The organism is Algoriphagus machipongonensis, assembly GCF_000166275.1.
Taxonomy (GTDB): Bacteria; Bacteroidota; Bacteroidia; order Cytophagales; family Cyclobacteriaceae; genus Algoriphagus; species Algoriphagus machipongonensis.
In genome coordinates this window covers 4,470,912-4,491,486 of record NZ_CM001023.1, presented here as the reverse complement: position 1 = coordinate 4,491,486, position 20,575 = coordinate 4,470,912, and the positions used below count along the sequence as shown (strand labels likewise).

Annotated in this window: 16 protein-coding genes; 3 read left to right on the top strand and 13 right to left on the bottom strand. The window is 39.1% G+C overall.

Annotation, left to right across the window (positions count from 1 at the left end):
* Window positions 1-47 precede the first annotated feature (47 nt).
* The 3 genes from ALPR1_RS19005 to ALPR1_RS18995 all read right to left on the bottom strand — a co-directional run bounded on the left by ALPR1_RS19005 (window position 48) and on the right by ALPR1_RS18995 (window position 3,649).
* A complete protein-coding gene (locus ALPR1_RS19005; protein ID WP_008203117.1) occupies window positions 48-995 on the bottom strand; it encodes a sugar phosphate isomerase/epimerase family protein in 948 nt (315 codons plus the stop codon).
* Between the two features lie 43 nt (window positions 996-1,038).
* Window positions 1,039-2,553 (bottom strand): Gfo/Idh/MocA family protein, encoded by a 1,515-nt coding sequence (locus tag ALPR1_RS19000; protein ID WP_008203114.1) that lies wholly within the window; start codon window positions 2,551-2,553, stop codon window positions 1,039-1,041.
* Window positions 2,554-2,689: 136 nt separating this feature from the next.
* Entirely contained in the window at window positions 2,690-3,649 is a 960-nt protein-coding gene (locus ALPR1_RS18995; RefSeq protein WP_008203111.1) for a Na/Pi cotransporter family protein, read from the bottom strand.
* 110 nt (window positions 3,650-3,759) lie between these two features.
* On the opposite strand from ALPR1_RS18995, the gene ALPR1_RS18990 reads away from it, so the two are divergent.
* Window positions 3,760-5,406: a sulfatase family protein gene (locus ALPR1_RS18990; RefSeq protein WP_008203110.1), complete on the top strand. Its 1,647-nt coding sequence runs from the start codon at window positions 3,760-3,762 to the stop codon at window positions 5,404-5,406.
* Between the two features lies 1 nt (window position 5,407).
* Here ALPR1_RS18990 and ALPR1_RS18985 read toward each other — a convergent pair whose 3' ends face one another.
* From ALPR1_RS18985 to ALPR1_RS18970, 4 genes are all read right to left on the bottom strand, one after another.
* Window positions 5,408-6,910: a sulfatase family protein gene (locus tag ALPR1_RS18985; RefSeq protein WP_008203109.1), complete on the bottom strand. Its 1,503-nt coding sequence runs from the start codon at window positions 6,908-6,910 to the stop codon at window positions 5,408-5,410.
* Window positions 6,911-6,981: 71 nt separating this feature from the next.
* On the bottom strand, window positions 6,982-7,776 hold the full coding sequence (locus tag ALPR1_RS18980) for a glycoside hydrolase family 25 protein (RefSeq protein WP_008203108.1): 795 nt from the start codon (window positions 7,774-7,776) through the stop codon (window positions 6,982-6,984).
* 15 nt (window positions 7,777-7,791) lie between these two features.
* Entirely contained in the window at window positions 7,792-9,078 is a 1,287-nt protein-coding gene (locus ALPR1_RS18975) for a M20/M25/M40 family metallo-hydrolase (RefSeq protein ID WP_008203107.1), read from the bottom strand.
* A gap of 72 nt (window positions 9,079-9,150) precedes the next feature.
* The gene (locus ALPR1_RS18970; protein ID WP_008203106.1) at window positions 9,151-9,606 is read right to left on the bottom strand and encodes a DinB family protein; all 456 of its coding nucleotides are present in this window, start codon (window positions 9,604-9,606) and stop codon (window positions 9,151-9,153) included.
* Window positions 9,607-9,752: 146 nt separating this feature from the next.
* Here ALPR1_RS18970 and ALPR1_RS18965 point away from each other — a divergent pair, with 146 nt between their 5' ends.
* Complete coding sequence (locus tag ALPR1_RS18965; protein WP_008203105.1) at window positions 9,753-11,459, top strand: GMC oxidoreductase; 1,707 nt, start codon at window positions 9,753-9,755, stop codon at window positions 11,457-11,459.
* Window positions 11,460-11,462: 3 nt separating this feature from the next.
* The gene (locus ALPR1_RS18960; protein WP_008203103.1) at window positions 11,463-12,056 is read left to right on the top strand and encodes a gluconate 2-dehydrogenase subunit 3 family protein; all 594 of its coding nucleotides are present in this window, start codon (window positions 11,463-11,465) and stop codon (window positions 12,054-12,056) included.
* A gap of 1,470 nt (window positions 12,057-13,526) precedes the next feature.
* Here the strand turns inward: ALPR1_RS18960 and ALPR1_RS18955 are convergent.
* The 6 genes from ALPR1_RS18955 to ALPR1_RS18930 all read right to left on the bottom strand — a co-directional run bounded on the left by ALPR1_RS18955 (window position 13,527) and on the right by ALPR1_RS18930 (window position 20,210).
* Window positions 13,527-14,420, bottom strand: coding sequence for a Nif3-like dinuclear metal center hexameric protein (locus ALPR1_RS18955; protein ID WP_040303026.1), 894 nt, complete (start codon window positions 14,418-14,420; stop codon window positions 13,527-13,529).
* Window positions 14,421-14,660: 240 nt separating this feature from the next.
* Window positions 14,661-15,074, bottom strand: a complete 414-nt coding sequence (locus tag ALPR1_RS18950) for a MoaF-related domain-containing protein (protein ID WP_008203101.1) — start codon at window positions 15,072-15,074, stop codon at window positions 14,661-14,663.
* A 733-nt stretch (window positions 15,075-15,807) separates the two neighbouring features.
* The gene (locus ALPR1_RS18945) at window positions 15,808-16,419 is read right to left on the bottom strand and encodes a hypothetical protein (protein ID WP_008203100.1); all 612 of its coding nucleotides are present in this window, start codon (window positions 16,417-16,419) and stop codon (window positions 15,808-15,810) included.
* 172 nt (window positions 16,420-16,591) lie between these two features.
* A complete protein-coding gene (locus tag ALPR1_RS18940) occupies window positions 16,592-17,215 on the bottom strand; it encodes a P-loop NTPase family protein (RefSeq protein ID WP_040303023.1) in 624 nt (207 codons plus the stop codon).
* Entirely contained in the window at window positions 17,182-18,312 is a 1,131-nt protein-coding gene (locus tag ALPR1_RS18935) for an ATP-dependent helicase (RefSeq protein WP_050776414.1), read from the bottom strand. The genes ALPR1_RS18940 and ALPR1_RS18935 overlap by 34 nt, the downstream gene beginning before the upstream one ends.
* A 2-nt stretch (window positions 18,313-18,314) precedes the next feature.
* The gene (locus ALPR1_RS18930) at window positions 18,315-20,210 is read right to left on the bottom strand and encodes an ATP-dependent nuclease (protein ID WP_008203099.1); all 1,896 of its coding nucleotides are present in this window, start codon (window positions 20,208-20,210) and stop codon (window positions 18,315-18,317) included.
* Window positions 20,211-20,575: the final 365 nt, after the last annotated feature.

Below are 20,575 nucleotides of genomic sequence, written 5' to 3'. Positions count from 1 at the left end.
AAAAAAGAGGGATTCAATAAGTTTACTGAATCCCTAGGTGAAAGGTTTTATCCTTCCGCCTCAAGCGTCCTTCTTACATCTTCTAGATCTCTTCTGATCTCAAAAATACTCTCCCATTCTCTTTCTTCTACTCCATGCTCAATCCCCACATATCCGTGAAAGTCATGGGCTAAAACAATCTTCATCATCCTGGTGAAGTCCAGAGGATGCTCTCTACCTGAGTCGTCCCAAACTTTGGGTTTTAGACTGACTCCTTTGGCGTAGGGCATCAGTTCATCCACTCCTCTGTACGAGTCATAGGAAAAGTTTTTTCCACCTACTTCAGCGATTCTGAAATTACCGAAGTCTGGTAAGGTTCCTGCTCTGGAATGACCTGTCTCCTTGATCATTTCAGCTAGCCACTTGGCATCGCTTGAAAAGCCACCGTGATTTTCTATGATTACATCAATGTCAAAATCATCTGCAAATTCGCAAAGTTGCCTCAGTCCCGAACTGGTAATGTCCATGGCTGTTTTTGCATCTGCAGGGTTGGTACTCCAAGGCACTGCAGAGTATGCGTTGACACGAATAGCGTGGCAGCCAAGGAATTTAGCCGCTTCAACCCATTTTTTATGATTTTCTACGGTCTGTTTTCTACCTTCTGAGGTTGCCGCTCCCAGCATTCCTTCCCCATCGCACATGATGAGTACAGAGGTTACCCCTTCTCCATCAGCTCGGGTTTTCATTTCCTTTAGGTAGGCCATGTCTGTTGCCTTATCCATAAAAAACTGATTGACATATTCCACTGCGTCAATTTCATGTTCCTTGGCGAGGATCGGGAAATCAAGGTGGTCAATTTTTCCTGCAAAAAGGGCTTTGTTTAAGGACCATTCTGCCAGCGAAATTTTAAACAATGGATCAGCCTTTTTAGAAGTAAAACTGAATTGGGGTAAACCCAGGCCAATTGCTGCTGAGGCAAGGCCGGCTGATTTTAAAAACTCTCTTCTGTTTTTCATAAGAATATAAGGTTAAAAGTGTATGATGTTTGGTTGGTTAGGTCTAAATCTCCCAGCCAGTTCTATAGTCTCTCGTTAAATAGGTATTTGCTTCTTCAATATTGGTTATTTTTAAACTAGAAGGATCAAATTCAATTCTTTTACCACTTCTCAATGCTACAGCTCCTAAATTGACTGTGTCCGTGATGGCAGTAGCTCGGGTAAAACTTCCCGGAGTTTGTTTATTTTCTTTGATAGCATCAACCCACATATCGGTATTTCTATCCACATGGTCTGATTTTATTACTTCAGAAGAAGGTCTTTGGCTCATTCTGCTTTCTGGTAGTAGGATGGGGTTTTCCCCTCTAAACCCACCAAGAATTTTTCCTTTGGTGCCCACTAAAAGCAGACCCTCTTCAGGCGTGTCTTTACCTTCCATTTCCAATTCCTCAGGAGCAAAAGGCTTCATCCCTCCATCGTACCAAAATAGGTCAAAAGGAGGAAGGGAATTCTGTTCTGGGAATTTCCATTTGATCATGCAGCTCGCTGGGAATGCCACTTTATTGTCCACCCATTGATACACATGGTTTACCTCTTCTCTCGTGGTAGTTCCATAAGCTTTGGCCACCACAGGTGATTTGGTAATTCCCAAGGTTTCAAATAATGGAAACAAACTATAATGGCCCATGTCTGCTACTGATCCGCCGCCGAAGTCGTACCAACCCCGGAAAACGTTATGAGTATAATGGGGATGATAGGGCATGTCTGGAACCGAGGCCAGCCAAAGCTCCCAATTAAAGTCCTTTGGAATAGCAGGAGTTTCAGTAGGTCTTTTGGTCCATTGTTGCCAAACGGGTCTATAGGACCAGTTATGAATTTCTTTTAGCTCACCAATTAAGCCTTCCTCCATCCAAGCTTTAATCTGTCGGTATTCAGGTTTATCTGACCAAGCTAGCAAATGGGTGATCATTCCTGTAGAATTAGCCTTTTCGATGACTTTTCTACCTTCAATCAGCCGATTGGAAATAGGTTTGTGGGTAACCACGTGGATTCCCTGATCCATTGCGGCCATGGCAATTGGTGCATGCGTATGGTCAGGAGTCATAATTTTGACCACATCGACGTCATTTTCTTTTACTAAAAGCTCTCTATAATCCTCGTAAGAGGTACAGCCATTATAGGTGCCTCCGGGAGAGTTTTTTGCATAAAAATTTTCTACATAAGCTTTTCCAACATCCCTTCCTCCAGGAATTCCTTTGGCATTTTCCCACCAGGTATCATCCGCTAAAACTTTTCGGATATTATTCCGAATTCCATAAGGGGACCAATCGATGTAATCTTCTGAATATTTGTTGACATCACAGACAGAAACTACACGCACATTTGGGTTGAGAAGGAGTCCACCCATTTCACGTAGGCCTTGGGTTCCGCAACCGATATTCGCTACGGTTATCTGATCTGATGGAGGAACTTTGCCAAGTCCGGCAATAACACTAGAAGGTACAATGGAAAATGAAGCTGCTATTGTGGCTGCTGTTCCTATAAACTCTCGTCGATTGAGATTGTCTTTTGGAGACATAGATCTGGGTTTATTACATTAAAAAATATAATTTACCAAAGCTTGCGACGAATACAAAATATTTTGTTGCGATTGATTATCTCTATATTTTAAGTTTATTATTTGGAAATCAAATAATAACCCGATACAATATTTTTTATGGAGCCTTTTCGATCAACTGTTTGTCTGGGATAAGTTTTACCAGCAGTTTTTCAAAAAATCCAATGAATGGGAAAAAGAGCAAGACTCCCAAACTATTAAAAAGGATATGTCCATTGGCAATGATTTGATCCAAATTTGAATTTCTTGAAACATAGATCACCAGCTCCAAAAATTGGTCAAAAAGCAACAAACCGAGAGAGATACTGATTAGATTAAAAATCAAATGAAAAACGCCTGCTCTTATTGCTGCTCTGGAACCTTTTATAGTGGCTAAAAGTGTATCTGAGCAAGTGCCGAGTTCTGCCCCAAGCATCAGAGAAACTCCTCCTGCAGCATTAATTAAGCCTTGTTTCCCTAATAAAATAGCAATGCCTACCGTGGCACTTGAGGATTGGATTAATAGGGTGATCAATCCTCCTACCCATGCCCCTTGAAATGGGTTTCCTTCTATTTTTGCCACCCAAGTTTCGAATAGGTCACTTTCTCTTAAAGGCATCACAGATTCTTCCATGATAAATAACCCAAAAAATAGCATCCCGAAATAAAACAGGATTTTCCCATAGCTGGAATAAGGTTTTTTCTTGAGAAAAAGCTGTATCATCAAACCCACAATAAGCGGGATAAATGCATAATTGGAAATATCTAATGCGATCAGTTGACTGGTGAAAGTAGTGCCTAAATTAGCTCCGAGGATGATACCAATAGATTGTTTGAAATTTAAAGCTTTGGCATTGATTAAAATGATGGTAAGAATAATCACCGCTGAAGAAGAGCCCATTAAGATGGTGACTAGAATTCCCACAAGGGCAGACATCCAGCTATTTCGTGTATATCGGTAGATATAATGTCTCGTTTTTTCTGAGAAAAAGCTTTCTAAAACACCCGATAATTGGGATATCGAAAAAACAAAAATTGTAAGCCCACCAAGAAAAAGGGGGAGAACTGTTCCATTCATAGCGTATCTATTAAAGATAAGAAGTTCTAGTTATTTTGTGGCTTATGGTTTATTGGCTTTCCTACGAAAAATCCTATCTTAACTTATAGCCCCAACTTCTGATTTCAATTATGAAAATTTCGATTAGTAATCTCATTTCGGCACTGACCATTATTTGCTTTGGAATGTTTTCCTGTGATTCCCCGGAAGATACTGTGAATAGCAAAATCTATCCTGAAAGACCCAATATAGTTTGGATAGTCAATGAGGATATGTCGCCTGAGCATTTGGGAGCTTATGGAGGAACAGGGGGAGATACGCCGGTACTGGATCAATTTGCAAAAGAAAGCTTGAGGTATACCAATGCCTTTTCCACCGCAGGTGTTTGTGCACCGAGTCGAGCTGCTATTATTACAGGAGCCTATCAGACTTCTATCGGGGCAATGCATATGAGGACAACAGGAATGTCTGCAAGTGCATTGGAATATTATCCTCCCGGATTTAAAGCCTATTCAACAGTACTTCCCGATGGTATGCGAGGCTTCCCTGAGTATTTAAGAATGATTGGATATTATACGACTAATAATTCCAAGGAAGATTACCAGTTTGAAGCCCCCAAAACCATGTGGGATGAAAGCAGTAAAAATGCTCACTGGAAAAATAGACCTGATCCTGAGCAACCGTTTTTTTCAATTTTCAACTTGACGATCTCTCATGAATCTCAGGTTTGGGCTAGAGAAGATGAACCCTTATTGGTAGATCCGGATTCGGTAGTGGTTCCGCCTGTTTATCCTGATGATTCTATTTCGAGAAGAACCTTGGCTAGATTTATTACCAATGTCATGAGAATGGATACGCAAGTTGGAGAGCTGCTACAGGAATTAAAGGATGCAGGGCTATATGAAAACACGATTATCTTTTACTATTCGGATCATGGGGATGGAATGCCCTATTACAAGAGAGAGCTTTATGACCGAGGTCTGAAAATTCCATTAATGATAAAAGCACCATTTTTAGAGGCAGGCTCGGTAACCAATGAATTGGTTAGTTTTGTGGATTTTGGCCCAACCGTCTTATCCTTGGCTGGAATAAAAATTCCGCCGACCATGCAAGGGCAAGCATTTTTGGGAGATCAAAAATCAGCGGAAAGAGACTATGTCTATGCCGCAAGAGATCGAATGGATTCAGAATATGACCGCGTAAGAGCCGTCAGTGATGGTAGGTATAAATACATTCGGAATTACATGATCAATAAGCCCAATTACCAAAACATTCAATACAGGCTTAATAATCCCCTGATGGTTCATCTTCTGGAATTGCATGAGGAAGGAAAGTTGACGCCGGATCAGGAGCGATGGTTTGATGAAACAAAACCAAAGGAAGAATTGTACGACACCCAAACGGACCCTTGGGAATTCAATAACCTTGCGGATAATCCAGAGTATCAGGCAAAGCTTGAAGAGATGAGAGAAGCGCATCTAAAATGGGTCAATTATTATGGTGATTTGGGATCGAAAAATGAAGTGGCAATGGTCAGAGAATGGTGGGGTGGACAAGCGACTCCTCCAGTGACGGAGCCGGCAATTATTCTTTACGAGGACGGCCTGGTGGCATTGAGGTCTCCAACACCCAGTGCGTCCATTGGATATAGAAAATCTTCCTCAGATGTTTGGTCGGTTTATACGAAACCCTTTGAAATAAATAAAGGAGATTCATTGTATGTTTTGGCCCATAGAATAGGATTCGAACCATCCATTGAGGCAGTGATTGTTGAATAACTTATTCCAGGCAGGGGATACCATTTTTGGCATCTTTCCCAAACGGAGGCATGATTAGATACTCCAGAAGCCTTTTCTTGAAGTCATAGTTGGTCAATTGATACTCAGGAGTATATCGGACATTGTCCCAATATAGACTCCTGGGCTCCTTTGCTCGAAGATCACCAGTTTCTGTCATCCAGTTCTGAAGTTTACTTCTCATTTGGCTTTTTACTTCTGACAATGATTTATCATTCGCAAGATTATTCAACTGGTAGGGATCGTTAATGATATCATAAAGCTCTTCTTCCGGCCGCTTTTCAAAGGCAAGTTTGAAATAATCCGGTTGGCCAGCTACTGCTTTACCTTCCATATTCATAATCAAATACTTGGTAATGGAATTATCCACGTCGCCATATTGTCCCACAGATTGATGGACTGTGGAATCTCCCGCAGGATTTCTCTCAGGCATCATATTTCTGATGTACAAGTATCGATGGTCTCGGATAGCTCTCATCGGATAAGAAAGGTCGCCTTTTCTAACATTTGCATGCCTTTCACGCTCTAGGAATACCTGATCTCTATCCTGCTTTTCACCTGCCAAAAGCGGCCACAGTGATTGACCACTCATGCTTTCCTGATGGAGTCCGGCTGCTTCTACAAAACTGGGAGCAAAATCAACGAAGTTGACAAAATCATTTATAACCGTTCCCGCTTTTATTTTTTCAGGCCAACGAATCACTAATGGCATTCTCGTACCGTAATCATATAAATTGGCTTTAGCCCTGGGGAAAGGCATTCCATTGTCACTGGTCATGACAATAATAGTGTTGTCCAGCATGCCAGCTTCTTCCAGCATTTTGATCAGGTGTCCGCTTTCCCTGTCAAATCTTTCTACCTCAAAATAATAATCCAAAATGTCGTTTCTCACGCAGTCATTGTCAGGGAAGAATCCTGGGACTTTGACGTCTTCCAAATACATACCTGTTCTAATCCCAGTATTTGTTTCATAAGTCCGGTGTGGATCTGTGCTCCCAAACCAAAAGGTAAAGGGTTGATTTTTGGGCTTAGCAGCAAGAAAAGATTTGAAATCATCGAAGTTTTTACCAGCTGGATTGTGATTCATACCTCTTACTTTGAAGTCTCCGGGACCCCAGCCTTTTCTAGTGGAACCCGTAAAATATCCTGCTTCCTCAAGAATGGATACATAACTGGGGTATTGGGCTGGGAATTCAGACCAAAGATTACCACCATCCTCATTTTGATGAGGGTATCTACCTAATAGGATAGACGCTCGCGAAGGAGAGCAAGATGGAGAGGCGGTATAGGCATTCGTAAATAAGGCACCTTCTTTTGCCAATCGGTCAAAGGTCGGTGTTTGTACCACTTGATCTCCATAGACTCCGGCATGAGGAAAGGACCAATCGTCCGCTATCAAAAACAGGATATTTGGAGTATCCTGCTGTGCAAATATTGAAAAATGGCAGAGGGGTAGGAGAATAAAAATCAGTAAAAACTTTTTCATTATTAAGGGTTTAAACAGGAATTTAAGTCCTTCCGATTTTTAATCCAATGGATTGTAATTATTAAACGCTATTACTTTAGAAGTAAAGCATCCAATGTCGTTTTTCCTCCTCTTAATATGTTTAAATCTACATCCTCAGAAATACCTTTCATTTTGCCTTTTTCTGAAAACTGCCATATCACCCAATAGTCACTTTCCGGTTCTTGGATGGGGTTATAATTTGCTACCCAAAGAGGATAATCTTCAAAGCCATTCCCTAAAAGTACATGTTGGTTGAAGGTGTCACTGGTATAAAGAATGGGTTTGACCCCGAAATGGTTTTCTACTAGGTTGAGCCAGTTTTTTATTCCCTCTCGCAGGCGGGCTTGGGACTGAATCGTCGAGTTTCTCTCAATGTCTAAAATAGGGCGGAGGTCTCCGGGTTTTAATTTTACCGTGTTGATAAAATTCTCAGCCTGTTTGGTGCTATTTTCATTTGGGCGATAATAGTGATAGGCACCTCGAGCTATTTTGGCGGTATCCAATGCCTTCCAATATTCTTTAAAAAGTTTGTCTTGGTCATCACCCATAGTTGCCCGGAAAACAAAAAATTCCACCGGCCGGTCTTTGATCTGTAACTCTAGAATGTTCCAGTTGATTTTACCTTGGTAATGTGAAATGTCAATCCCTAAAATGCCTTCCGCTTGGGTTTTGAAGATGTAATCAAACTTTAAAGCTTCTTGCTCCGATGCTGGTTTATTGGCGAAGTAAGGAGTATGGTGTAATTTTTTCCAGGTGTTATAAACGAGATAAATGGATCCCAATGATACTAAAACCAAAAGGGTGATCAATCCGAGAGGGATTTTACGGGACTTTTTCCGTGGCATGTAATGTCTTCCGAATTAACGTGTTAAGCGGTAAAGGAATAACGTGCTTCTCTTGATCAAAGCAGGGTATTCATTCATGTTGATGGTTTCTCCAGGGGCATGTGCGCCTTTGCCTGAGGCTCCCAAGCCATCCAGACAATCCAGGTAATTGGCTACAAAAGAAATGTCTCCAGCACCTCTGCTTCCAGGATCTCCAGGCTCTACAGGTCCCAAACCCATGTCTTGACTCAGCTGGTTCAATTGCTCTGCCAAAGCATAATTCCCTTCCGTAGGAATCATCGATGGCAAACCATCTTCAAAAATGATTTCTGCATCCGTTTGGTTTAGGTTTTTGGCGACGATTTTCTTCATTTTCTCTCTGGCAATCTCCTTTTGCTCTTCCCCTAAAAATCTTAAATCACCAGTGACCAAAGCCTCTCTCGCCACAATATTGGTTTTTCCCATGGCTTCTCCCTTTCCAGATTCGGAGTTATAGCTGATATCGGATCCTCCGATGATTTGGCCTGGATTGAAAGTTAAATATTGCTCTCCAGCCAATTCTTCACGGAATTCTGTCAAAATTCTAGCGGCTTCGTAGATCGCTCCATATCCTACTGATTCACGGAAAACGCCACTGGAGTGAGATTGCTTTCCGGAAGTTTTTAAAGTCCAGCCACTGCTTCCTCTTCGAGCCACCGTGGTGATCCCAAAGCTTTGAGTGGTTTCAAAGGCTAGGGCGACATCATGTTCTTTTGCTCGGGCAATGAAATCACGTCTAGAAATCTCTTCGTCCCCAGAGCTTTCCTCATCTCCTGTGAAGTAGACAGTAATCGTACGATCTTCCAGTAAACCCAAATCATGTAATGCTTTTAAACTGGCAAAGGCCATCACATCCCCACCCTTCATGTCATTGACTCCTTGCCCAGTAGCGGTGGAATCATTGATATAGGTAAAAGGTGAAAAGGGCATGTCTTTTTCAAAGACGGTGTCCAAGTGTCCTATGATAAATATCTTCTTTCCTTTATTCCCTTTTCTTGTGGCAATAAAATGCCCTGATCGCTTCACCTCAGCTGGCAATTTGTACCACTCTGTTTCAAATCCGATCTTTTGAAATTCTCTTTCAAAAACCTTAGAGACCGCTTCTACACCTTCGAGATTTAATGACCCTGAATTGATATTGGTCACTTCTTCCAGCAAGGCAACTGTTTCCTCGTAATTTTTTTCAACTTCCGCTAGGAGTTTTTCCTCTATCTCCGAAAGATTTTGGGCCTGGAGAGAGGTGAATAAACATAGAAGGGATAAAAGAAGGGTGAATTTTTTCATAGTTGAAAATTAAGTCAATTGTTGAGAAAATGGGAGTCTAGATCAAAATTGAACAGGTATTTTGATTCAATATTAAAGAAACTTTCTGATGCTCATCATGTATCCCATATGTAGTCCTTCGTGAAAATTATTGAATTCTAAGGCATCCTGAACATTGGCTAAGTGGAAACCTGTGGCAGTTTTGCGCTCCTTGTAGTTGACAAAAACGCCCGCTTCCAGATCTTTTAGCGTTAATGGAATCAGCTCAGTCAATAAGTTCTTTAAGGTTTGGATTTCCTCGGGACTCGTATTTCCACTGGGTTTCGTGCCGGGCTTATACAAATCAAATAATTCATCAGAAATGTACCCTTCCAAGCCAGAGGATTTATAAACAAGACCTTGCTGTGCCACGATGATATGCCCTATATTCCAAATCAAGTTATTGCTAAATCCTTCTGGGATTTTATTCAATTGGGTAGTATCATATTCTTCTAAAAATTTTAGGAGAAGTTGACGACTGGTTTTCCAAGATTTGAGTGTTGCTTCCATAATTAATTGTTGTTCAAAGGATAAAATTAAGGGCTTTTTACAAAGTGACAGGGTCCATGAAACATTTGTGATACCAATTGTTGCGATTTTATACCCTTGCTATTTTGAAGAAATAGCTAACTTAAACCCGAAATTAATGTAAACCTATGGCCAATTTTAATATTGACGCAAAACAAGACATGACTTATGATGCGATCGTGATCGGATCGGGAATAAGTGGTGGCTGGGCTGCGAAAGAACTTTGTGAAAAGGGGTTGAAAACCCTGGTACTGGAGAGAGGAAGAATTGTAGAGCATGTCACTGATTATCCCACGATGACTTTGGATCCTTGGGATACCGAGCTTCGGGGAAGTTTGACTCCAGAACAAAAAGCAAAACACCCTAAAGGCATCCGATCAGGATTTATTGGTGCCAATAATGAGCATTTTCATGCCAATGATGTTGAAAATCCCTATACGGAGGTAAAGCCTTTTCTTTGGGTGAGAGCCCATCAAATGGGAGGAAGGTCCTTGCTTTGGGGGAAACAATGCTATCGCTGGTCTGACCTTGATTTTGAAGCAAATTTAAAAGATGGCCATGGAGTTGATTGGCCAATTAGATATAATGATTTGGCTCCATGGTATACGCACGTGGAGAAATTTGCCGGCATCAGTGGGGAAGCTTTGGGCTTGCCTCAATTGCCAGATAGCCATTTTCTTCCTCCGATGGAGCTCAACTGTGTGGAAAAGCATGTGAAAGAGCGCATCGAAAAGGAGTACAATGGCAGAAATATGATCATCGGAAGGGTGGCGCATTTGACCGAGCCGATCAATGGTAGAGGTAAGTGTCAGTTCAGAAACCGATGTGACCGAGGCTGTCCTTATGGGGCTTATTTTAGCAGTAATGCCGTGACACTCCCAGCAGCAAATGCAACAGGGAATTTGACCATTCGACCATTTTCTATCGCGCAGTCTATTATTTATGACGATGAGAGTGGCAAAGCTACCGGGGTAAGAATCATTGATTCTGAAACTGGCGAATTCATGGAGTACCATGCTAAAATTATTTTCTGTAATGCTTCCACATTGAGCTCTACGCAGATCTTGATGAATTCTACCTCAGATCGACACCCAAATGGTTTGGGAAATGCAAGCGGTGAATTAGGTCATAACCTAATGGATCATACCTACCGAGTGGGAGCCATGGGCAAAGTGCCTGGCTTCGAAGATCAATATTACAAGGGAAGAAGACCTAACGGGATTTATATTCCGAGATATTACAACCTCGATGAGCAAACCAAGACAGACAACTTTGTCCGAGGATTTGGTTTCCAAGGGAGTGGAGGAAGAGCAGGTTGGGGAGCTGGATCCAATCAGGAGAACTTTGGAGCGGATTTCAAAGATGGATTGATGAAGCCGGGACCATGGGAATTCTTTATCACGGGATTTGCAGAATGTCTTCCCAATCATGAAAACAAAGTTTATCTCAACAAAGAGGTCTTGGATAAGTGGGGACAGCCGACCTTGTCAATCGATGCGGAATGGGGAGAGAATGAGCTGGCGATGAACAAGCAGATTAGAAAAGATGCGAAGGAAATGCTCGAGAGAGCAGGGCTTCAGGATATCACGGACTTTGACAATGAACATGAGATGGGCTACGGAATCCATGAAATGGGCACAGCAAGAATGGGACGTGATCCGAAAACCTCTGTTTTGAATGGGAATAATCAGGTGCATGGTGCCAACAATGTGTTTGTCACAGATGGTGCTTGTATGACCTCTTCCTCTTGTGTCAACCCATCTTTGACTTATATGGCTTTGACCGCCAGAGCAGCCAATTTTGCAGTATCCGAATTGAAGAAAAATAACCTATAAGCCATGAACAGAAGAAACGCACTTAGAAGAACCGCTTTATTGGCCGGATCGGCCGTAGCAGCACCGACTTTGTTGTCTTTGCTTCAGTCATGCAAAGAGCAAAAGCGAGTGGATTGGGTACCCCAATTCTTGAATCAGGAGCAGGCTGTTTTTGTCTCCTCTTTTGTAGACACCATCTTACCGAAAACAGAAACACCCGGAGCCTTGGATGTGAAAGTGGATATTTTCATGGATTTGATGTATGCCAAAACCTATGATGAAAATGGACAGAAATACGTGGTGGAGGAAATCGATAAATTCAATGCGAACTGTAAGGATGAATATGGAGATGTCTTCGCGAACTTGAGCACAGAGGATAAAACCGCCGTTCTGAAAAAAGCAGAGGCAGAAACTGCCAAATTCAATCCAGGAGTCTGGGGAACAGCAGTAGGGGAGCAAAAACCGGTAGGTTTTTATAGACAGTTGAAATCCATGGCGCTTTGGGCTTATTTCTCTTCTGAGGAAGTGGGGAAGAATATTTTGAGCTATGATCCGATTCCGGGAGCATACTTGGGATGTATTCCGCTTTCGGATGTAGGGAATACTTGGAGTTTGTGATGAGGAGCTTGCCTACCGAAGGTAGGTCACAGGGAGCAGTTGGCAGCTTGCCTACAGAAGGTAGGTGGCAGTTAGCAGTGGGAAGTAGGCAGTAGGCAGGGAGTCGAAGGCCTTTATATCCCAATCGGACTTAAATAACTTTATTTCTTAGTTATAAGAATAAATTAAGACCCCATCGGGGTCAAAGCTATATAGTAAAATAGATTAGATTTCCCCAGCGCTGGCCCGGGAATTTCTTTCGAAGACAGGATCGTTTTGCCAGCAAGATTTTCTACAAAACGGATTGCAAATCCTATGATAAAGGTTCGAGATTTCAAATCTCGAACAGCGGGGATTTTTGTTTAAAGTGAATTATTAGAATAAATTAAGACCCGAGCGCTGGTGAATTATTAGAATATATTAAGACCCCGTTGGGGTCAAAGTTATATAGCCCAGGGTTTCAACCCTGGGTGAAAATAGATTAGATTTCCCCAGCGCTGGCCCGAGATTTTCTTTCGAAGACAGGATCATTTTGCCAGCAAGATTTTCTACAAAACGGATTGCAAATCCTGTGATAAAGGTTCGAGATTACAAATCTCGAACAGCGGGATAATCAATCTAGATATACTAATTACAGGTAGTTACTTTGTCAGTCCGAGCGCCTGCCTTCCGGTAGGCAGGGAGTCGAAGGCCATATATAGGCAAATTTAGAGAGTTAATCCAAAGGTCCTCGACTTTCCAAACCTTATGATGCTTTTGGATATTTCTGGTATAAAGCGGATATAATAAAATCAATTAATTAATTCCAGACCCCAGTGGGGTCGAATATTATTACCTGCCTGCCGGCAGGCAGGGCCTAGGGTTTGCCGCGATTGCTATCGGGCCCCTAGGTTATAAGATTAAGTATTGTAGCCCAGCGCTGGCCCGAGATTTTCTTTCGGAGGCAGGATCGTTTTGCCAGCAAGATTTTCTACAAAACGGATTGCAAATCCTATGATAAAGGTTCGAGATTTCAAATCTCGAACAGCGGGGATTTGTGTTTAAAGTGAATTATTAGAATATATTAAGACCCCGTTGGGGTCAAATATCATTAGCCCCGCCACGGCGGGCAAGCCAGGCCCCGATAGCTATCGGGGTCAACCCTGGGTGAAAATAGATTAGATTTCCCCAGCGCTGGCCCGAGATTTTCTTTCGAAGACAGGATCGTTTTGCCAGTAAGATTTTCTACAAAACGGATTGCAAATCCTATGATATAGGTTCGAGATTTCAAATCTCGAACAGCGGGTTTTTGTCTGCCTGAGCGGAGTCGAAGGCCATGTGTGGGCAATTTTAGAGAGTTAATCCAAAGGTCCTCGATATGCGCGACTTTCATCGCTCCAGTGCTCGGACTGACACAACTACATTTCTTAGTTAGCTAATTCAGGCAAAAGTGTCGAAATCAAAAAAATGTCCTAAGACTTTTTGAGTTTCTGCTGATGAAAAAAGATCTCTTTACAAAACCTGTAAAGAATTTCCTGAAGCAAAATGAGTAACCGGCATTCCCGGAACATTCTCTTCAATCCAAGTTTTCATAAACTCCGAACCGCCTTCTTCACTGGCAGAATGCCCAATCACAATCAAACCTAATTTCTCGCCCATTTCATTCGCATTTCTGACATATTCCGGAGTTTCCCATTCCGGGCTTTCTCCGCAAATCAACACATCAGGTTTTTCCTGCATGATCAATTCAATCTGTCTTCTGCCTCCAATGGCACCGGGAAGAAGTAGGATTTTGGAAGCTTTTTGATCCAAGTTACCTACATATCTCAAAGCCGGAACTCCCATCTTTTCTTTGATGTGGCTGATAAGATTTCCCAGGGTTGTTTCTGGAAGGTTAAATACCGCATTTTGTTTGTAATACGCATTCCAACCCAGTTCATCGACCACACCTTTTTGTACCCCATCGATTTGGAGTCTATGGACATAATCGTGATTTCGCCAAACAGCAATCCCATGTTCCTCCAGAAGGTTTTTCTTGAATTCGTAAACCGGATCTCCATCCAGCCAGGCTGTTTCATCTAAATGATTGTAGAAAGTGGGTTCGTGTACGATGATAAAGTTCGCCTTGAGCTCAATGGCTTTACGGATTACTGTCAAAGTCGCAAACATGGTAGTAACTATCCCAGTGACTTTTTGATCGCGATTCCCAGATTTCAGCGTATCAACCGTAGGGCTGAAAGGCGAATTGGGAACTTGGGAAATAAAGAGATCCATGATTTCTCCAACGGTGTATTCAGCTTTTCTGGAAGCAGCAAAAAGATCCAATGGATTTAGAAAAATACCTGTTCCCAAAATGGCAGAGGTTTTTAAAAGGAAATCACGTCGGTCGGATTGGGGCTTCTTCATATTTAGATCGATTTACCTAAAGATAAGGAAGGGTTTTTATTTTGGGAGAGGGATTATAAAGAATAAGGGGAATGGAGATTTTAAAAAGGTTTTGGAGAAGTCAATAGATCCAGATTCTTTTCAATAAAAAAGCGTAGAGGTTTTCTACGCTTAGAGGGGTTTGAATGGTGATTTTAACTTTAAGGCTATGCGCTATAACCCGTAGGATATTGCGCATAGGTGTGGTTGTTCATAGGTTCTTTATTCATTCTTCGAAATAGTACCTGAGACTGTAAAAATAGTACCATCTTTTTTTCTTATTACTGATGCAACAACATTATTCTCAAAATCAGCAAATTGAGTGATATGGTCTCCGTCAGTTTCTGTTTCAACCCAAGTTGTTATAACTGAATGTTTGTTTAAATGCAATGTTTGACTTTTTTCAGTTTGGAAATCCACCAAATCATCATCAATAACATTCCATTTCAAAATAGAATCAGATTCGAAAATTACTTTAACTTTCATTATATCAAAGTCTAACAAAACAGTGTCTTTGAGAACATTAGAGTATTCGATATTTTGTGTTGTTTTCTCTTCTATAGCAGTATGGTTCTCTTTATTTGAACAACTAAAAAGAATCATAAATAGGGATATACCTAGTACTAGTTTTTTCATTTTAGTTTTATTATGTGCAACCAGTTAATTGCTTTATCTTTTGGCGCTCTATTTAGCCGATTTGGACAGATTTATGCACATTTGGTAGATTTATTTTTAAAAGATCTTCAAAAAAACTTCGGCCCTTTTGAAGAATTTCTTTCCTTAATTTTTCTGAATTGATACCCCAAAAATCTCTGGATTAAACTCAAAAAAGTCTAGACTATTGAGCCTTCATCAGCTTTGGCTCCAGAGGAATTGGTTTTTAGTCTGTGTAAATTAAGAATCTGGTTGTTAAAATCACTATCCCAATATCATTTTGTAATAAAAAAAGTGCAGGCTTTAAAATTGATTTGTTGCCTTGTTTTGGGAAAATGGTCCGAGAAGGCACTGAAAGGACATAAAACTAACCTTGCATAGGCTATTTTATACCTAGATACCTTTAATCTTTATGTGTACGTATTTTCTACGGCTCTTCTACAAGGTTTCTACGATTATCATCGAAGAAAAGTGGTAGGAAACACGAAGCAAACACGAAGCAAGCATGGACCAACCACTTATTGCCCCAAATTTTAAAGAACTTCTTATCTAGAAGTCTAATTCTTGGTGTAGAGATTTTAAAAAAGGTATTGAAGAAGTCAAGAGGTTCAGATTCTTTCAATAATAAAGCGTAGAGGTTTTCTTAGCTTTGAGAGACAAAGGAGTGGAAATCTTACTGGTTGCCATTCGCTCGCCCTTAGCTATATGCGTTGTTCTATTGTGTTTTTCTTTCAATTATTTCTTCTAAGCTTTTTGCCTTCATCTTTTTAAGAATAGCTTTTCTATAGTCTTCTGTTAAAGGAGTAATAATCTTATTGTCAATATTATTCTTTAGATAAGATATTCCATCTCTTCCTTTTTCAACTCCTGTTGATTTAAAACTTTCTATGGCTAAATCAGCTAGAATGTCCGAAGTGATTTCTGCCAGATTACAGCCGTAATTTGCAGTTAAATAAATATTTACATCACTTATATCCCTATGCTCCTGAATTACTAATTGATTCGGAGTTGGGTGTTCTCTTTCAGTATATGTCACATTTGTACCCACCTTATTTATTTCCCTTCTGTATAGCATGTTTTTTACTTGATCTAAAAGTAAATCCTCTTTAAGGATTAATAAGGTTGCTGCAACTTTTTGACCTCCATTTGAAACAGGAATTAAAGTTGGGGCATTTCCTCGTTTATTACTTTTTCTTCCGTATTCAACATTAAATGGAGTAATTATTCCCTCTTTTCTGTCTTTAATAATATTTTGTAATTCTTTACCCGGGTCATCAATTAAAGATCCAAAAGCAAGAATCCCAATCCTTGGAGAATTAGTGATCATAATGGTTGTTTTTTTAATGTCATTGAACGTTTCTCAGCTATACCAAGGCAAGGATTTTAACCACTAAACTTCATACAAAGAACTGAACTTAAAATTTACTACTTACCTGCTATAAGAAGCACGAAACCCCTGCTTGCGAATCGGTGATGTTAGCTGCAGGGCTATAATATTTCTAAGCTTTAATTATTTCAATTTTACCAAACTTAGCATTAATGTCGGCGTCATTGACTTTACTCGGTACAGCTATACAAGCGAAAGATTCGGGTCTGGACAAAGCTACATATAGCATTCTTTGTTTTTCATTTGGCAATCCTACAGGTGATGTAAAATCGGATATTGATATTTTTTCTCCAGAGCTGTTATCGCTAAGAACTAATAAAATGGAGTTAAAAGTCATTCCTTTCACTTTATGAATAGTCGACACAGGATATTTCAATACTGTCTGAGGATACATCAACGTTTTTAAATTTTGTGAAGTATACACAACCCCTTTCTTTTTTAATTGCAAATCGATTTCAACACCAAAACAAGTTTTAATATATCCAGTCGTTTTTAAAGTCCAGTTGAGTAAAGTATCATCAGTAGAAGGAATGTTTTTGACGAAATCATGAAGTTTAATATTTAAAGTGATATCTTCTTTTAGTTTATTTTCTTCCCCTAATTTCTCATTGTGATCTTTTGTAGGGAAAATTAATTCAACATATATCTTTCTGAGACTGTTTATGCAATCTTTGATTTTTCCAATTTCGTAGTTATAGACAGCTAGAACAATAGCTTTTGCAATTTCGTTTTCCATGGGTTATCATGCGTTTGTTTGACTCCAAACATTTCCAGATGGGAGCTTCCTCTTACTAATATTTGATAGGGTAAAGTTGTGTCTATATATGAAGTGTATTTGGATATTAGCGAATCTAATTTGTCTTCGTCATACTTAATTAGCTTGACTGGTGTGTTTGTGCCGAGCTTGCAAATTGAGTTGATTGATTTTTCACCCGCTCTTCTAAAGATCTGATAAAAATCAATAATTTTCTGAGATGAGCGGCGACAGGAAGACAATTCATAAGTGTTCCAATTTACTTTGTCTTCATATCGTTGAATATATAAATCTGGTCTTGCCTCTCTAAATTCATATAGGCTCTGATATGGGTCACCGATAAATTCGATGTTTGATAATCCATTTTTTATTAATTCATCAAATATTTTGTATTGCAGCTCTGAAGTATCCTGGGCCTCATCAATAACCATGTATGGAAATCTTGCTACTAAGTCTTTTCCAATTTGAGGGAAGGTTTTTAGTAATTGCAAAGCAATAAATGCAGAGTCATCATTATTTAAAAAGCCATTTTGTAATTGCCAAGTTTTGAATTTTTTTGCAAACTTTTCAAAAATAGCTGGGTCTACAATTGTAGGATTTGGCTTATTTCCATCCCAAGTAATTGTTCCATCAATTTCAAATTTTAATAATGACGGTCTATATGAAACACTAAGAGGTTGATTTCTTTTATTTGGAAACCATCCTAAATACATGCTGTCCAAAAAATCCACAGAATTCAAAATTGCTGGTCTTTCAGATTTATGCTTTAATAAATAATAGAAGGGTAGCGTTATATATTTATTAATAAAACTGTCGAGGGTTGAAACAATATTTGGATATAAAAGGGTTTGAGCAGAAAGTCTTTCAAATTTTGTTGAAATTTCATCCTTCGCAACATTTGTGAAGGATAGACATGCGATACCTGAATACTTCCCGTAATGTTTATTGCATTCATTTGATAATAAAGTTAATTTATATGCAATGGCTGAAGTTTTCCCACTACCCGGGCAAGCATTCAATACAATTTTTCCTCTAGCTTTTATGTAATTGTCATTTTCCGGGGTTATCTCAAATATCATAATTAGGCCGTTACATGGTTTATAGCCTTTTCGATATACTCAGGAACTACGAATGCTACAGGTGTTCCTTTTTTTAACTCCAGTTCAATTTCATAGGAAAAGTCTTGAGCAAATTCTGCTTTTGATGGTAATGCTTTCCAAACGAGAACTGCTATTTTTTGCATCTCATCATTTGTGAATACTTCATTGGGAAGATTGTCGACATATTTTTGTATAAGTAAATATTTCGAGTTGTCAATTTTATTTAAATAGGTTATTAGAAAGTTTTTTTTGAAGTCTGTTTTATTGTTAGCTATGTTTGAATAAGCTATTTCAAATTCCAATGTTTTAAAAGCGGTAAAAAGCTCAACCTTATGTTTTCTGGAAGCTATAGTTGATTTAAGGTTTGAAATTCGATTATTAATTTTTGCTGAGTATAATCCTTTATGAAAAGCATCAAGTCTACTAAATGTTTTTGAAGTTAAGTTTTTGAAGCTGTTTTTTGCTTTCGAATACCTGTCATCATCTGTAATAATTGATGCCTTTTGAGAAATTCTTTTACTTGAATCTTTTGAATTAAATAAATGAATAAAAGGATAAAATGATACTCCCTCGATATTCACAATCTCACAACGGTAGTCTTCAAGGTTTGATTTTAATATTCTTGAGAATGTTTTAAGAAGTAGTTTTTCTGATATACCTTCGACAAATAAGATGCCTCTTGCAAAAAAGAGTTGACTTTTGGTGACGTCTAAATACCTTTCAAGTTGCTTCTTTCTAGATGAGAAATCTTCATCAGTTAGCGTTATTTTTTTTGTTGATATTTCTATGATATTTTCGCTCTCCCTGTCCTCATAACATCCGCCAATGTTAATTGCATTTTGGCTTACAAGAATTAAGTTGTCAAGATTCGCCTTAGAGGTTAAGGTAGGTGAATGAGAAGTAATGAATAACTGGCAATTATTGGGGCTCCCAGCTGTTTTTAAGAAGTCATATAAGTTCAATTGAAGTTGAGGGTGAAGATGTGCCTCTGGTTCTTCTATCAATAAAACGAAATGTTGGTTAGGATTGTCAACGGTTCTTTGCTTAATATCTCCTAAAATTATCGCAATGTAAATTAAGTTATTAAAACCTAAACTGTTTTGCCATAAATTGAATCCGTCATTGTCAAGCTTTGTTTTGTCGTGTGGTAAATATGGCTTGATTACATTGAGAATACTTTCAATTTTTGAGGATTCTTCAATCCTCATTCCAATTTGATTGTCTTTTGATATTTTAAAAATATCATCTAAATGTTCATTCACACCAGTTCGTGTATTTAATACCTCGTCCCTTTTTAAAAGTTCAGTATTTGCTGTTTGTATTATTTTTTTAAATTCATCCTCTGTTTTGGCTCTTTCTACAATTCTCTTAATAACTGAACCAAGCATATTTGTTTTAGTATTCAATAAATCATTTGTACTATCTCTTAAGGCGCCCAAATAGTAGTGTTGAAAGATTTCGAATGTTCCTGAATCGGCTTTTTGTTCAGCGCTTGCACCAGTGAAATATGAAAATTTTGGATAATTGTTAGCTCTTAATTCATATATCAAAGTAATTTGAGCATATTCAATAGTTGGTTCGATTACGAGGTATTCATACAAAGCTCCTTTTTCCGAGCTTGATAGTCCATCAAAAATATATCGTATTTCTATCTTGGTAGCTTGAGCACTGGTAGTTTTATCGAAATGAAAGTCATCATTAGAAATATAGTAATCCTTTTTAGGATTTCCCATGTTATACAGTAATCTAATGGCATCTATCAAAGCAGTCTTGTGACTACCGTTCTCACCAATAATAATATTAAGTTTAGAGTCAAACGAAAACTCTTGACTTTTAATCCCTTTAAAATTTTGAATGTGGACCTTTGAAAGATACATAGTTTTAGTTTATTAGTAGAGTGCTAGAAAAGCCTTGCACCTTACTTGTTTATAGCTTTACCTTTTTGTGCTCTATTCAGCCGATTTGCACAGATATATGCACCTTTTTTCGGTTTATTTTTATTAGATCTTCAAAAAGACTTCAGCGCTTTTGAAGAATTCCTTTCCTTATTTTTTATGAATTGATACCCCAAAAATTTCTGGATAAAACTCAAAAAAGTCTAGCCTATTGAGTTTATATCTTTGGCTCCAGAGGTATTTGTTTTTCGATTCCTAAATTAAGGATTTCGTCGATATGAGCAATAGTTATTTTTAATTAATTCTACTTTGATATCAATAAAAGTGCTGAATATCATTAGAATGAA